18 protein-coding genes are annotated in these 13,749 nt (G+C 67.1%); 8 read left to right on the top strand and 10 right to left on the bottom strand.

Translation table 11 applies throughout. The features are described 5' to 3' along the window. Positions 1 to 3: 3 nt before the first annotated feature. Together ACFU8Q_RS30855 and ACFU8Q_RS30860 are read right to left on the bottom strand one after the other, a co-directional pair. Entirely contained in the window at positions 4 to 519 is a 516-nt protein-coding gene (locus tag ACFU8Q_RS30855; protein ID WP_384460075.1) for a hypothetical protein, read from the bottom strand. Between the two features lie 16 nt (positions 520 to 535). Continuing rightward, complete coding sequence (locus ACFU8Q_RS30860) at positions 536 to 1,648, bottom strand: NucA/NucB deoxyribonuclease domain-containing protein (protein ID WP_384460078.1); 1,113 nt, start codon at positions 1,646 to 1,648, stop codon at positions 536 to 538. Positions 1,649 to 1,912: 264 nt separating this feature from the next. On the opposite strand from ACFU8Q_RS30860, the gene ACFU8Q_RS30865 reads away from it, so the two are divergent. Continuing rightward, entirely contained in the window at positions 1,913 to 2,197 is a 285-nt protein-coding gene (locus tag ACFU8Q_RS30865) for a DUF6233 domain-containing protein (protein WP_384460081.1), read from the top strand. A 168-nt stretch (positions 2,198 to 2,365) separates the two neighbouring features. After that, entirely contained in the window at positions 2,366 to 2,941 is a 576-nt protein-coding gene (locus ACFU8Q_RS30870) for an adenylate kinase (protein ID WP_384460084.1), read from the top strand. A gap of 786 nt (positions 2,942 to 3,727) precedes the next feature. Here the strand turns inward: ACFU8Q_RS30870 and ACFU8Q_RS30875 are convergent. Further along, complete coding sequence (locus ACFU8Q_RS30875; protein WP_384460087.1) at positions 3,728 to 4,171, bottom strand: hypothetical protein; 444 nt, start codon at positions 4,169 to 4,171, stop codon at positions 3,728 to 3,730. Positions 4,172 to 4,358: 187 nt separating this feature from the next. Here ACFU8Q_RS30875 and ACFU8Q_RS30880 point away from each other — a divergent pair, with 187 nt between their 5' ends. After that, entirely contained in the window at positions 4,359 to 4,934 is a 576-nt protein-coding gene (locus ACFU8Q_RS30880) for a hypothetical protein (protein WP_384460090.1), read from the top strand. A gap of 225 nt (positions 4,935 to 5,159) precedes the next feature. Here ACFU8Q_RS30880 and ACFU8Q_RS30885 read toward each other — a convergent pair whose 3' ends face one another. Further along, positions 5,160 to 5,342, bottom strand: coding sequence for a DUF4232 domain-containing protein (locus tag ACFU8Q_RS30885; protein ID WP_384460127.1), 183 nt, complete (start codon positions 5,340 to 5,342; stop codon positions 5,160 to 5,162). A gap of 95 nt (positions 5,343 to 5,437) precedes the next feature. On the opposite strand from ACFU8Q_RS30885, the gene ACFU8Q_RS30890 reads away from it, so the two are divergent. Beyond that, positions 5,438 to 5,953, top strand: a complete 516-nt coding sequence (locus ACFU8Q_RS30890; RefSeq protein ID WP_384460093.1) for a PLP-dependent transferase — start codon at positions 5,438 to 5,440, stop codon at positions 5,951 to 5,953. Between the two features lie 210 nt (positions 5,954 to 6,163). Here ACFU8Q_RS30890 and ACFU8Q_RS30895 read toward each other — a convergent pair whose 3' ends face one another. The 3 genes from ACFU8Q_RS30895 to ACFU8Q_RS30905 form a co-directional block, all read right to left on the bottom strand. Next, positions 6,164 to 6,430: a hypothetical protein gene (locus tag ACFU8Q_RS30895; RefSeq protein WP_384460096.1), complete on the bottom strand. Its 267-nt coding sequence runs from the start codon at positions 6,428 to 6,430 to the stop codon at positions 6,164 to 6,166. 39 nt (positions 6,431 to 6,469) lie between these two features. Next, the gene (locus ACFU8Q_RS30900; protein ID WP_384460099.1) at positions 6,470 to 7,219 is read right to left on the bottom strand and encodes an HNH endonuclease family protein; all 750 of its coding nucleotides are present in this window, start codon (positions 7,217 to 7,219) and stop codon (positions 6,470 to 6,472) included. A 414-nt stretch (positions 7,220 to 7,633) separates the two neighbouring features. Further along, a complete protein-coding gene (locus ACFU8Q_RS30905) occupies positions 7,634 to 7,858 on the bottom strand; it encodes a hypothetical protein (protein WP_384460101.1) in 225 nt (74 codons plus the stop codon). Positions 7,859 to 8,259: 401 nt separating this feature from the next. Between ACFU8Q_RS30905 and ACFU8Q_RS30910 the strand changes: the two genes are divergently transcribed. The 3 genes from ACFU8Q_RS30910 (at position 8,260) to ACFU8Q_RS30920 (ending at position 10,918) form a co-directional block, all read left to right on the top strand. Then, a complete protein-coding gene (locus ACFU8Q_RS30910) occupies positions 8,260 to 9,429 on the top strand; it encodes a PP2C family protein-serine/threonine phosphatase (RefSeq protein ID WP_384460104.1) in 1,170 nt (389 codons plus the stop codon). A gap of 77 nt (positions 9,430 to 9,506) precedes the next feature. Next, positions 9,507 to 10,148, top strand: coding sequence for an alpha/beta fold hydrolase (locus tag ACFU8Q_RS30915; RefSeq protein WP_384460108.1), 642 nt, complete (start codon positions 9,507 to 9,509; stop codon positions 10,146 to 10,148). 347 nt (positions 10,149 to 10,495) lie between these two features. Beyond that, positions 10,496 to 10,918 carry a YjbQ family protein gene (locus tag ACFU8Q_RS30920; RefSeq protein ID WP_384460111.1) on the top strand — a complete coding sequence of 141 codons (423 nt, stop codon included), beginning with the start codon at positions 10,496 to 10,498 and terminating at the stop codon, positions 10,916 to 10,918. A gap of 77 nt (positions 10,919 to 10,995) precedes the next feature. Here ACFU8Q_RS30920 and ACFU8Q_RS30925 read toward each other — a convergent pair whose 3' ends face one another. Both ACFU8Q_RS30925 and ACFU8Q_RS30930 read right to left on the bottom strand, forming a co-directional pair. After that, positions 10,996 to 11,127, bottom strand: a complete 132-nt coding sequence (locus tag ACFU8Q_RS30925; protein ID WP_384460114.1) for a hypothetical protein — start codon at positions 11,125 to 11,127, stop codon at positions 10,996 to 10,998. A gap of 232 nt (positions 11,128 to 11,359) precedes the next feature. Next, positions 11,360 to 12,031: a hypothetical protein gene (locus ACFU8Q_RS30930; protein WP_384460117.1), complete on the bottom strand. Its 672-nt coding sequence runs from the start codon at positions 12,029 to 12,031 to the stop codon at positions 11,360 to 11,362. A 228-nt stretch (positions 12,032 to 12,259) separates the two neighbouring features. Between ACFU8Q_RS30930 and ACFU8Q_RS30935 the strand changes: the two genes are divergently transcribed. Beyond that, positions 12,260 to 12,850 carry a DUF421 domain-containing protein gene (locus ACFU8Q_RS30935; RefSeq protein WP_384460121.1) on the top strand — a complete coding sequence of 197 codons (591 nt, stop codon included), beginning with the start codon at positions 12,260 to 12,262 and terminating at the stop codon, positions 12,848 to 12,850. A gap of 163 nt (positions 12,851 to 13,013) precedes the next feature. Here ACFU8Q_RS30935 and ACFU8Q_RS30940 read toward each other — a convergent pair whose 3' ends face one another. Next, a complete protein-coding gene (locus ACFU8Q_RS30940) occupies positions 13,014 to 13,583 on the bottom strand; it encodes a DJ-1/PfpI/YhbO family deglycase/protease (protein WP_384460123.1) in 570 nt (189 codons plus the stop codon). Between the last annotated feature and the right edge of the window lie 166 nt (positions 13,584 to 13,749).

The following is a 13,749-nucleotide window of genomic DNA, read 5'->3' on the forward strand; positions in this document are numbered from 1 at the left end:
CTTCTAGAGCTGGCGCCATTCGTCGCCGACCTGGTCGGTTTGGCGGATGATCCGTTCTTCGGCCGCGGGGCCGGGCCACACCTGAAGCAGGTAGACCTCGACCGGGTCGTCGTCCGGGCCGAGACTGTCCTTGGCACGTCCCTCGTCGCGGCCGCGGGCATGGACACGCACGCGGTAGCTTCCCGGTCCGTTGGGGGCAAGGTCGGGCAGGTCCTCGGCTTCGCCGTCCTCCCAGGAGGTGACTAGCGCCGAGCCGGTGGTGGAGATGAACGACGTCTCCACCACCTCGTCCCAGTCACCGTCGTGGAGCGGTGGCTCGGACGAGTGCGTGGTGACGGTGACCTCGACCGGTCCGAGGGTCAGTCCGGTCAGGATGCCGGCCCCGTCCTCCTCGACGGCGATCAGCCCGTTGCCGGCGTCCGCGATGTCCGGTGCCTGGTCGGTACCGAGGTCCGGGTCGACGATGTAGAACTGACGGGCATACACCCATACACGGGTGGTCCCGCGTTCTTCCGGCATACGTGCCTCCTCGGCGTCAGGAGATGGCGACCCAGAAGGCGTCGCCGTTCAGGATCCTATTGTCCTTGTACGCCTTGAGCAGGTACTTGGATCCACCGGCGGTGCTGTTGTGCTTCTCGTTGATCATCCTGCGGCTGAAGACACCCGTCGCTCCGCCTTCCTTGGTCGACGCGAAGGGGTACTCGTCGCAGCTCTTGCCCGTCGGGCGGGGCAGGCTGCTCGGGCAGGCCTTGCCGCGGTTCTTGCTAATCAGCGTCTTGTCAGTGGTGCGGTGCAGAGGCTTGCCCACGCCGGGCAGCCCCGGATGCCCCTTCAGCTTGCGCTGCGCGTCCCAGACATGCTGCGCCGCTTCCTTGACGTTCTTGTCGGTGCGGGACATCGCGAAGACAGGAACGTACCCGGGGTGAACGCACCCGCCTGCCTTGGTCGTGATCCCCTTGACGGAGTCGCAGCGCACGGTGGCGGCCTGTGCGAGGCTGCCGGTGGCAGGTGACCCGACGGCCGCCTTCAGGGTGACGACGGGTGTTTCCTTGTGCTTGAGCGTCTTCGATCCGGGTGATTTCAGGGCGAACGGGAAGCTGGTTTCCTTCTTGACCGATAGTCCCTTGGCACCGGGGGCGGAGGTCACCGTGCACTTGGTCTTCGCGGACTTGCCGCAGTTCAGCTTCAGGCTTGCGATCACGCCTCGCGCCGCCCCGCTGGCGCTGGTCGGGTAGAGACCGATGGTGTGCTTCCAGGTCCGTGAGTCCCTGGCCGCGAGCGACGTGCGCTGAGTGACCCGGATGTTCATCGTGCCCAGAAGCTTCCCGCTGGGCACCTCGATGATGTCGAACCGCAGGCTGCTGACCGAGCACGCTTTGTGCCGGTCATAGGTGAGGTAGCCGGCCCTGCATGTCAGGCCGGCCGCCGCTGACATCGCGGTGGACGTGGCGGCCGTTGTCCCGGTCGCCTGGGTGCAGGTGACGGTGTGTTCGCCGCGCGCGGCAGCGGACTGAACGGCCTTGTGGCAATCGGCATTCAGTGCTTGGGCGGTGGGCTGTGCATGGGCGGGTGCGGTGCCGGTCATGAGGGCAGCTGTGATGCCTGCTGCTCCGATGACCGCCGCGATCCGTTGACGGGTGATGCTCAATTGATTCCCCCTTCTGACGGCCCGGGCCGCAGCAGGGCAGGGCTGGAGGTGTCAACTGGCTCCCCCGAGCGATGCGCTGTGCTACGGCCAGGCAGACGTACGACCGACGCAACAGTCTTGGCTGCTGCAACGTGAGCAAACGTATAGACAGAATCTCTACTCATCAAGCGAATTGCAAGTTTCCAGACAATAGGCTTATCGAGTCGACCGAAGGCCACCTTCGGAGCCGGGTCGCAATCGAACTCTAGAAGTACTATTGCAAAGTTGCTGGCGCCTCGAACGGCATCGCAGGGTGAGCGGCGAAAGCCTGCTGACGCCGGGCGCCGTGGGCTGCAGAGCGCCGTACCCTCGGGTTGTCCAGTCGCCGACTCGGTCGGCACCCTCCGAACCGGAGGTATCGGCTCGCCAGCCGCTGAGGTCCACCGCGGCGACTGCTGGGCTGCTGGGAAACGGCTGCAGGAGATCAGCCGAGAGCGGGCCATTGCCGAGCTCGCCGACGCGGCCCGGGCCTGCGAGGTGTGCCCGCCGGACAGGGTGCTCGGCACATGAGTCCACGCCCGCCGATGGGCAGGTGAATGAGTGGGGCTGTACGGACTGCCCGGCGTGCTGCCGGGCCGCAGGCGGCTCCCGATCGCAGGCTCGCCTGAACCTCGACACCGATGGTCTGAACTGCTGCAAGGTTTCTTGTGTCTATCCCCCTGTAGAGATGAGGCGCACATGCGACGGGTCGCACTGTTCGGGCCCCCCGCCACAGGAAAATCGACGCTCGCCCGCTGGCTCTCCACGGAACTCAACGAACCCCACACCGACCTCGACGACATCCTGTTCACCCCCGAGGGTCCGCTGCCGCTGGAGGAATTCCGCCGGCAGGCCGCAGAGATCACCTGCACCGATGGGTGGATCGTCGAGGGCAACTTCTCCAAGCTTGCGGACGTCGTCTGGCACCGGGCCGACACTCTGGTCTGGCTGGACTTCCCGCTGCCCCTGATCCTGTACCGGATCATCCGCCGCAGCCTGCGCCAACTGGCAGGCAGGGAAGACAGCGCGCAGGCCAGGCGTCTGACATGGGCCGCGGCGTTTTTTGCCCGCCAATCGCTGCTGCGCACCGCCATCCGCAAATACCGGGCAAACCGCCCCCGCTACGCCCGGCAGATCACCGAGACGGCTGAACTGGGCGTCGAGGTCGTCAGGCTCCGCGGGCCTCGCGAGGTCCGCCGCTGGAAGAGGCAGACGGCAAAAGGGCCGGCGGAGAGCCACTTGCGAGAAGCGGCCCGGCACACCACCGGCCCTTAACCAACATCCACGCCGACGTCACCGCAGGCCGAAGAAGCCCCACCAGCGTAGCCCGCCCCCGACGAAGACCCTGAAGGATCCCTTCCCTGTGATTCCCTGCAGTCGCCCCGTGATCAACGATTCCGATATCGCCCAGCAGACTGGCGTGCTCATCGCCACCTGGCGGCGGCGCGACGCTCCCGCCTTCCGCCAACGAGTGCCAGCGCTCTTTCCAAATAGCCGAGTCCTGGTCTACGACCTCGCCCAGACCCAGGCCCACATCGAAGGCCGCCCCGTCCCCGCCCTGCCCCCGGAGAACATCCCGACGACCTCCTCAACGACGAGGAAGCCGCCGCTCTGCTCGGTGTCGCGGCGAGTACCGTTCGCGCCTACGCGACCCAGGGCTACCTCCCGGCAGGCACGACCGTCCACAGCCTCCGGGTCTGGGCCCGCCGCGACATCGAGGAGCGCCGCGGTGCCCCTCCCCGGCAGGGAAAGGGGGGCGGGCGCCCCCCGGGCAGAGGGAAGGAGCTTCGTAAGGCCCACGCCTACGAAGGCGATCCCCGCCTGCACATCGCCGCCGCAGCACTCAGCACCACCGAGGACATCCCGCGCACCCGTCTGGCGGCGACCCTTGCCGCCCAGCACGGCGGATCCACCCGCACCTGGGAACGGCTCCTCGTTCAAGCCGAGGTAACCGGCGAGTAGACCAGCAACGCCCCCTATGTGCCGACGTTGATTCCCTGCAGGGCTCCGTCTCCAGCACTTATCCGTTGCAGTGGCGCCAGGGGCCCCGCAGTGTCTGGGCTACTTCTTCTTCGGCTGACCCTGCTGGTTGCGCCGCAGGGCGCGGATGCGGTCCTGCTCTGCGAACAGCCGCCGGTTCTCCTCCGTCAGCGACAGCCGTTTCGGCTTGGCCGCCCGTTCCTTCTGCTTGGCCGCCCGGCGCTCCGCCGTGAACGCCTGCGCCTTCTTCTCACAGACAGGGTGTACCGGCTTGCCCCGGCTCCCCTGCTCCCGGCTGACCCACACCTTGCCCTCGATCGGGTCGCCGCACACCGCCGGGCCCCGCCGCCGCGGCGCTGGCGTCGCCTTCCGAGCCGCCTTCGCCGCCCGGGTCTCCGTCGATCCGTCGGCCCGGGTGACCGTCACCGGAGACGCCGGCGACACGGTGTAGGAGCGCAGGTCGTCCGGGGTCGCCCGGTGCTGCTGCCCCTTCCTGCCCCCGCGTACGGGGATTTCGCTGGTCATGAGCGGCAGCGTATGCCAGGCCCGATCCGCTCAACTCCCCCACCATGGAGCTGATCCGGACAATCGGGGACGCATTCCAGCCGGGGACTGCAAAGATCACGCCTGCCAAAACGGCTTCGTCAGCCGCCAAGCGACCTCTCCAAAGACTCACTCAGGCCCAATGAGCGAGTGCGGTTGAATGACCCGGGTGAATGAGACTGCTGTGCAGCGACTTCATCAGGCCGTCCGTCGTATTCAGGAGGCCACCAGCGAACGTAACGCCACGGGGTGCGGCCCTGAAGAAGCCGATGACGTCGCCGGAACGTTCGCCACGGACGGTGCGCTCGACTTCGATCCGTTTCCCCTCCTTCGAGCTTTGCACGATGCCGGCTCGCGTGCTGTGGTCATAGGTCAGGTCGCTGGCATCATGCACGGCTCGACGGAGCTGACGGGTGACCTCGATCTGCTATGGGATGGTTCGCCCGAGCAGGCGCGCGCCCTGCATGACGCCCTGGTCGCCACGGGCTGCCCGTCCCTGCCCGCTCTGGACCGGCCGCAGGTGGCATACCGGGTGACCGGTGTCAGCGGCGACCTCTGCACACCTGCACTTCCCTGGGGTGACATGGACGTCACGCCCTGCCTTGCCCGAGCCGTGAGCACCCATGATCCAGCAGGTTTCGACATCTGGTACGCCGACCTGGACGACCTGATTCTCATGAGGCGCTCCCTCGGCCGCCCCAAAGACCTTCGTCGCGCGAACGAACTTGCGGCCCTGCGTCTTTGAGGAGCTTCGACCCTCCAGGCCCCGTACAGCTTCCACATTCCTGAAGCGGTGGGGCCGCCTCCGACGAGCCCACCGAGCATCAGCATGTTTGCACGCGCCCCGCGGGCCACTTCAGGTTCACGGTGTGGGTCTCGTTCGGGGGCGTCACCAGGATGTTGGTCGGGGACGCGAGGCTGTCGCCGTCGATGTCGTAGGCGAGGTTGAAGACAGCGGCGTCGCCGGGCTTCAGGGTGGTGATACGCGGCTGGGCGTGGCCGCGCTCGATGGGTTCGAGGTGTGGTCGGCGTCCTTGATGTCGACGCCCGCGAAGCCCGTCGCCGAGCAGGTGGTCGAACCCCGGTTGATCATGGTGATGTCGATCCTGCCGGAGTCCTTGTCGGGCGCGGCGTCCCTGGCGTCGATGGCCAGGTCCTCCGTCTTGCAGAACGTGACCTTGCCGCCGGTCTTCGTCGCGCCGTTCGCGGCTGTAGGCGCTCGCGGAGGCGCTCAGCGAGCACCTGGCCGTGGCGAAGGTGCACTATCCGGGCCTCGCGTCGCACCCGCAGCACAAGCTGGCGGCCAGTCAGATGAGCGGCTTCGGCGGAGTTCTCGGCATCGAGTTCACCGGCGGTTTCGAGACGGCCGACGCCTTCCTCGGCAAGCTGCGCTACTCCCTGAGGTCGGCCAGCCTCGGCGGCGTCGAGTCCCTGGCCGTGCACCCGGCGTCCATGTGGCGCGGGATGCTCAGCGAGGTGCAGATAGCCGAGTCGGTTCCGCTGGGCCTGGTCCGGCTGGCCGTGGGCACGGAGGACACCGCCCGACGCGCTCGCCGCCGCCGACGCCGTACACACCACGGCGGCGAGCGCCTGAACCACCGGGAGAGCGCCGGTCACGCCTGCGGTAACTCCCCCACTCGTAGGCACACACGTGACCGGCGCTGGTTTCACCCCAACCGGCCCTCGTGCGGCACGCGGACACGGTCGATGCCCTGGTGGTCGGATTCACGGGGCCGCGACTCCGGCCGCACCACCTGGCTTTGATGGTCGGGGATGAGGGTGGCCCGGTGCGGTTGTCGGCACGGCTGGAGCCGATTCTTGCTGGGCGTATCGGTACCGAGATCGGTGGTGCGGAGGTGGTGGGTGAAGGGGGAGACGTACACGCGGGTGCAGACAGACCTGGTGGTGGAGGTGCTGGCCGGGTCGGGCCGGCACGGGACGCTGACCGTGGTCCAGATGCGGTGAGCCCGGATGCTACGGCACATCCCCGTGCCAATCCCACCTGTCCGGCTCGCCCGGCCTGGGCTTGTACTCGGCGCGCCCGCCCGGACCGTAGGCACTGATCTCCGTGGTCAGCGTGGCCCCAGTCGCGCGTTCCTCGACTGTCCAGCCGGTGACGTCGAGGAGCAGCCCGTCCAGGGGGCCGCCGACCAGTTCGACGTATTCGTGGCCGGGCTGTGGGCCAGGGTCCGGGTCGTCGTGGTCGGCGCCGTACACCCGGCGTCGCATCAGGTCGTCCATGCGGGCAGGATCGCACCGACCACTGACAATTGGTTCGGGCTACGGGGCGACCTCGTACTTCACGGTGTTCGTGCAGCCCTTAGCGAGCTTCTCCAGGGCGGCCCGTTCCTTGTCGTCCGCGGTGAGCTTCCAGCGGAGCTTCGTGGCGGTCCAGTCGGCCAGGTAGGTGCACTTCGCGGACACGGCCGGCGGCATCCACTCCGACGGGTCCTTGTCCGCTTTGCTTCGGTTGGTCTTGGCCGTGACTGCCACGAGGCTGCGCTCGGCGCCAAGGTCGTTCGCGTACCGCATGCGCCGGTCCGCATCCCACGCCGAGGCCCCGGAGTCCCAGGCCTCGGCGAGCGGGACCATGTGGTCGATGTCCAGCTTCCGGGCGTCGGTGACCGTGACTTCGTCGTAGTAAGACAGCCACTCGCCACCGGCCAGGGTGCACCGGGGGCCCTGCTCGGGCTTCTTCGTCGCCTCCGCCAACAGCACCTCGTTCCGAGTCGAGCAGCCGTCACTGTCCTCGTCGATCCAGTGCCTGAAACTGTCGCGCTTGTACCCGGTCCGGTTCTCGTCCGCGGCCGGCAATTTCGCGATCGCCTCCGCGAGGGACAGGCCATTGCCGTCCGCAGGCGCACCTGGGGCCGCAGAGGGGCTATGGGTCGGGGCGCTGGGAGCGCCAGCCGAGGTCGCGGGGGTCGACGGCTTCGAATCGGACTCGGTCTTTGCGGCACTGGGGTTGCAGGCGGTGAGAGAGGCCGCGACGAGGATTGCGGCGATGGGGGCGTGGCGGCGTGCTGTCACAGCGGTACTCCGGCAGGTCAGGGGCTGATGCGCCCTCATGATTGCAGGAGTGGATGGTTTGGTGACAGTCGGTCAAATGTGCAGGTGGTAAGCCTTGCTGCCTGGTGGTGGTATCGGCTTCGAGGTGAGACCACCACCAGGCTGGGACAGCGTCGCTCGTGGTTCCGCCGCGGCGGGAGCAAGGCGGCCTCACCATCAAACAGGCCGTGAACAGGATGCTTGGCCTCGATCGAATGTGACTCCCGCTCCGCCGGCAGGTGCGTCGACCTGGCCGCGTGACGGGCAGCGCAGGAGGCCGCACTCAGCGGCCCCCAGGCCGTCCAGGTCCGGAAACCGTCCGGCCGTCTCAGCCCCTCCCGAGCAGTCCGCGTTGATCGTGCACGCTACTCCCGTACACCGACGGGAACGTCGGCCTCATGGTGATCGCTTGCTGTGCTTCGTCCACGGCTGGCGGGGAATCCCGCGGGCTTTCATCTGCGCCACCACCTTGGCGTGCAGCTCACGCAGCGGCTCCAGTTCGGCCGGCAACGTCAAGGGCGCAACCGTGGCGCCCTTGCGCCGGGTGAGGCTGGCGGTCAGGTCCCCGTCGTGTGTCTCCCAGAGCAAGGGGTGGGGATTTTCAAAGAGCGTCATCAGCACGGGGGCCTGGTGTGAGCTGCCGCTTCTACTACTCCGGCGATACGCCCTGACCGGCTCCTCGCACACCCGGTCTCCAACAATGCGTCGCTCGCCCAGGGCGGGTGCCGGCTGGCTCTGCCCATGAGACCGACAGCATTTGTTCACTGGTTCGGGAGGCAGGTAGCGCTGAAGGCTAATCGAAATGTTCACAAGAGCGGGAACGAAGCTACAGGGGAGGCCAGGTCCGCCGTGGGGTCGCATGGCTGCACGCGGGACGACGGTGTGTGACATGCCGCTGGTGGAGTAATGGGGCCTTGCGCTCTCTGGCCCAGGTAACCCTGTATTGCATCGGTCACGGGCGCAGCTCGTCGGTGCTGTCGTGAGAGTGGATCTTTGGGCGGATCCGGCGAGAGGAACCGGAGATGGCTGAAGGGTCTGCAGGGCTGGCTGGACTGCTCGCTGCGGCAGAGGGCCGGATGCCTGTCGAGTCGGCCGAGGTGGTCGCCTTCGAGCTGGCGAGGCGTCTGGAGGCCCGATCCGTTTCCTTTTTGATCACTGACTTCACCGGCAACGCCGTTGTGCGCCTGAGCAACGCTGACGCCGGTGAGGAGCGGGAGCGCATCGGGTTGCCCGGCACCGTCTACGGGCAGGTACTGCGCGACCAGCGGGTGTCCGTCCGCCGAGGCGGGCACCCCGGCGGGCAGGTCCAGATCGTGGCCCCGGTGACCAATCGGGGGGATGCCATCGGGCTTCTTGAAGTCTTCCTCCCGCAAGCCCCGGAACCTGCAACTGTGCAGGCGATCGTCGAATCGGCCCATGCGCTGGCTTACATCCTCATCGCCAACCGCCGTTTCACCGACCTGTACCAGTGGGGCCGCCGCACCCTCCCCATGAACCTGGCCGCTGAGATCCAGAACACTCTCCTTCCCGACAGCCTCACCTGTGAAGCGCCGCAGTTCACGGTCTCCGGCGAGCTGATCCCGAGCGCAGAGATCGCCGGCGATACCTTCGATCACTCCCTCGACCGCCACACCCTGCACGTGTCCATCACGGACGCCATGGGCCACGACGTCCGTGCCGCTCTCATCGCCACTCTGCTTGTTGGCGCTCTGCGCAGCGCGCGGCGCGAAGGAGCCGACCTGGCCGACCAGGCCCATCAGGCTCATCAGGCCCTGCTCGACCACGGCCACCAGGGCCCCTTGGTCACCGGCCAGCTCTTTCGCATCGATCTGCAGACGGGAAGTGCCGGCTTCGTCAATGCCGGTCACCCGTGGCCCTGGCTTCTGCGCAGGGGGCGTCTCGAGCGCATCATTCCCGAGATCGATCCGCCCTTCGGCGCCCCTTTGCCGCACCCGTACCGAGTCCAGTCGCTCCAATTGCGACCAGGTGACCGCCTCATCCTGGTCACCGATGGCATGCTCGAGCGCAACGCCGCCGCCGAGGACCTTCCGTCCCTGATCGAGGGCACTCGCGACCTGCACCCTCGCGAGACCGTTCACGCCCTTACCCAGGCCGTCCTGCGTGCTCAGCAAGGTGTCCTGCATGACGATGCCACCGTGGTCTGCCTGGACTGGCAAGGCACCTGGGACTAGGGCCCCGCTACGGTGCGGCCATGGCGAACTTTGTGCTGGTTGCAGGTGCACGGCTCGGATCGTGAGCATGGGACGAGGTGGTGCCGTATCTGACTGCGACCGGCCACGGAGTCCACCCGCTGACGCTGTCCGGTCTCGCCGAGAAGCAAGGTATGCCAGCCCGGCAGCAGACCCACGTCCAGGACATCGTCGGCGCGGTCGAGGGCCAGGATCTGCGCGATGTCGTCCTGGTAGGTCACAGCTACTCGGGCATCCCAGTCGGTCAGGCCGCCGAGCGGATCGGCGACCGGCTGGCCCGCGTGGTCTTCGTCGACGCCAGCGTTCCGGCCGATGGTGAACCGTTCGTCTCCGCCTGGCCAGACGGCGGGTTGATGATGAGGGCATCGATCGCCGAGAACGGAGGATTCTGGCCGGTCGCACCCGCGGCCCACTACAAGGCCCACGGTCTCAACGATGAGCAGATCGCACGGATCGTGGCTGGCTCGACGCCGCACCCGGGTGCCACGCTGACCGAACCCGCCGCGCTGGAACGGCCGCTCGGCGATCTTCCGGCGACTTACATCAAGTGCACGCTCGGTGACCCAGAGCCGAGCGACGACGTGGCCAAGTTGTTGACTAGCGAGCAGTGGCGGCTGAACGAGATGGACACCGGCCACTGGCCGATGTTCTCTCAGCCACGCGAACTGGCGCAGATCCTCCTGGACATAGCTGCGAAGTGACCGCAGTTCCATGGTTGCGGAGTGCTGGCGTGCCTCACCTGCGCTGGTCAAAGCCACTCGTTGATGGCTGCGACGAGGACGGTCGCCGGACCGCGAGCTTGTCGTACCGCGTGGCCACGGCCCGGTGCCTTTTGAGGCGGTTGATGCCGCACTCGACGGCGTGGCGCTCGCGGTTGGGGCCGGGAGAGCGAGGAAGCCGCAGTTCAGGGCTGGCTTGCGGTATTCGGATGGCACAGTGCGACGGGCCTGTCCAGGTACGGGAAGCACGTGCCCCTGCCGCCGGAGTCCCGGAGGAATAACCCATCCGGCCCTTAGTGCTTTTGCTGCGCGATGGGTACCGGTGAAGCATGACCGGCACCTTCACCACCCGCACCATCAACATTGCAACCGGCGGCACTGAGACCATGCACGACCTGACGAACGCATGCTCCGCGTTCCTCCGGGAGGTCGCTCATGGGCGAAACGGACTGCTGAACGTTTTCACCCCCGACGCGACATCCGGCCTGGCGATCATCGAGACCGGCGCGGGCAGTGACGATGACCTGTTGGCAGCCCTCCGCGAAATTCTTCCCGCGGACGACCGTTGGCGAGCCCGCCACGGTCGTCCAGGCCACGGCAGTGAGCACGTGCTCCCGGCACTGGTACCACCACACGCCACGCTGCCCGTAGTCAATGGTGAGCTGGAGCTGGGGGCCTCGCAGTCCGTTGTACTGGTGAACTCCAACCGGGAGAGCCCCGAACGCCAAGTCCGGCTGTCCTTCCTCGGCTGACCACACCACCCACGCGGTCCTGCGGCAGGCGGCGAGGGCGAATCCGGCCAGCAATGCGGCCGTGTCGCGGAGGCCGATCAGGCAGGGGGCTGCGGCGCGGTCATCTTGCGGAGCAGCGGCACCCTTGTCCCGCCCGGGTCGTGCAAATGCTGCGCTGCACCACGAACCACCATCCCGGCCACCACCACGACGATCAGTAGCAGCACCATGCAGCAGCCGCAGGCCCTGGCCGACGGCTGCTCTCACAGCTATCGCACCTCACAGAGCAGCGTGCCTACCTGGGGAAATGGGCTGTGAGACTCACAGATTTCAAAGCGCGCGGGGGCGGCCGGCGCGCACCTACGATTCCTGTCTCACTGGACGCGGCCGCGCATCTGACCTGCCGCACTGGTGCGCGAGGCGATCTCAGCCGCGACGGTCAGGGGGACGGGAGCGTGCTTCTCAGGGGTGGGGTGTCATTCCTTGCGGGTCGCTCTGCGGGGCGTACGTCTTCATTGCCTTGTCTGTCATGAGTGCTGAGATCCGGAGCCATTCCTGGTGTTCCACTTCGGCGGTGCGGAGCCATTCCTCGGCTCGGTAGCTGTCCAGTGCCTGCCCGGCGATGTCGCGCTGGTATTCCTGTGCGTCCTCAGCGGCGCGAGCGACGTCCTGGACCGTCATCCCGGTGGCCTGTGCCTGTACCCGGGCGCGGTAGAACCGGGCGGTGCTGGGGGCGAGGGGGACGGGTTCTTCGAGGGGATGCAGCCAGACGGCGGGCAGGACGGTGTAGGTGGTGGCGGCGGGGAGGGTGACCTCGTTGCCGTCGGTGTCGGTGACGAAGCCGTCGATCTCGTACTCGGGGCCGGCGGGGAGGTCCAGAAGTTCGATCTGGTCGGCGGTGAGGCGCAGGGTGACCCGGTTGGTGGTGGTGGCCTCGTAGCCGTCGACGGTGGCGCCCTCGGGGTCGATACCGGTGACGGTGAGGTCGAAGCGGTCGCCGCGGCGCAGATTCAGCCGCATGTCGGCGGCGAAGTCGTCACGGGTGCGGGGGATACGATGGCGGAGGGCCGACGGCAGTCGCTGGGGGACCTTGACCTGGTAGGTCTCGCCGATCCGGATGTCCTGGACGCGCATGACGGCCTCCTGCCCCCTCTCCAGCCTCCCTCGCGCCGTCCCCAACCGCCGAGGCCGGGGGACGGGGAAGCACCGCGCGGCGGCCTGGTACGGCCTCGGTACTGGCGGGCTCGCGTATTCAACTGTCGAGGGTACTGCTGCCCAAGCGGGAGAGGTCATCGTGATGCGAACGGCGGGGTCGGTGATTGGTCTCGGTTCTCGGTGCTCAGAGCCAGGGTGAGGAGCACCATGTGGCACGATCTGCTGTCTGTTCAGGCCCCTATCGCGGAGAAGGTGCTGCGTACTGTTGGTGTCTACGCACTCATCGTGATTCTGTTCCGGTTGAGTGGCAAGCGCGGCCTGGCAAACCTGAACACCTTCGACTTCGTTGTGATCTTCCTGCTGTCCAACGTCGTCCAGAACGCAGTCATCGGCAACGACAACAGCCTGCTCGGTGGCGCGATCGGCGCCACCACCCTGGTCGTGGTTAACGCGGCACTGAACCGCTGGCTGGCCGTCAACGAGCGCGCTGTACGCCTGGTGGAGGGAAAGCCGACAACAATCATCGAGGACGGCCGACTGCTCACGGGTGCGCTCAGGCACCTGGCGCTGCGCCCCACAGAAGTCGAGCACGCGGTGCGTCTGCAGAACGGCGACGACATCAGCATGGTCGCCGTGGGGCGCCTTGAGCCGGACGGCCAATTGGTGATCGTGCTCAAGCCGTCCGAACAGAACGCCACCCGCGCGGACGTCCAAAGGCTGGAGACACGCCTCGAGGCGATCGAGAACCTCCTGGCATCGCCGGCCACTGATCCTGGTCACCATCCGACCGAATTGTGAGACCAGGTCTCCTCCTCGTACCAGTACAGGCCATCTGCAATTCCATCGCCACCTTCAGCAACCACAACGAGATCCGCCTCGGCGCTTGCCCCTTTCCTGTCGTGAGGGCGCGCTCGGCCAGCACATAGCCGGAACGAGCGAGGCAAGCGCGCGGGGCTGGAGTTCAGTGAGCGTCTACGGCGAGCGCTGCATCGATCTCTTGGAGGAACGGCTCCAGGTCACCTGGGTTGCGCGAGGTTATGAGGGTCCATCCGCGGGAGTCGTCCTTGATGACCGGCTCGTCGGCCCATTCGCCACCGGCATTGCCGATGTCTGTCCTCAACGAGGGGTAGGAAGTGAGCCTCTTGCCTTCGATGACACCCGCCTCGACCAAGGCCCAGGGGCCGTGGCAGATGGCCGCTACGGGGCGACCGGTGGACGTGAAGGAACGGACGATCTCCGTCGTTGAACCCTGCTGGCGCAGTGCGTCGGCGTTCAACGTGCCACCCGGCACGAGCAGTAGGTCGTAATCGGCCGGGTCGACGTCGCTCAGAGCAAGTTCGGGGCGGATGGTCTTGCCGGGAGCCTTGTCGCCGACCAGGGTCTGAACGTCGTCCGCCGACACGGCAGCGACGTCCACATCGGCGCCCCAGCCCCGCAGGTGTTCGAGGGGCACCAGGAGTTCGTCCTGTTCGACGCCGTAGTTCGTGACGATTGCCAGCACCTTCCGCATGCTCAGGTCGTTGTCAGACATTCCCAGGTCCTTTCGGGTTGGAACGGTCCGCCGGGAGTGTTTTGCTGTCGTGGGTTCCCCGAATCTTTGCACTTACTGATCGTTTCAGAATGAGATCGGTGTGTTGGCTTGGCAGTTGGGTGTTGTGTCGGCAGGATCTTCCGGGTGTCTGCTGATCTCGTGCCCG

This window comes from Streptomyces sp. NPDC057543, from assembly GCF_042801895.1.
Classification (GTDB): domain Bacteria; phylum Actinomycetota; class Actinomycetes; order Streptomycetales; family Streptomycetaceae; genus Streptomyces.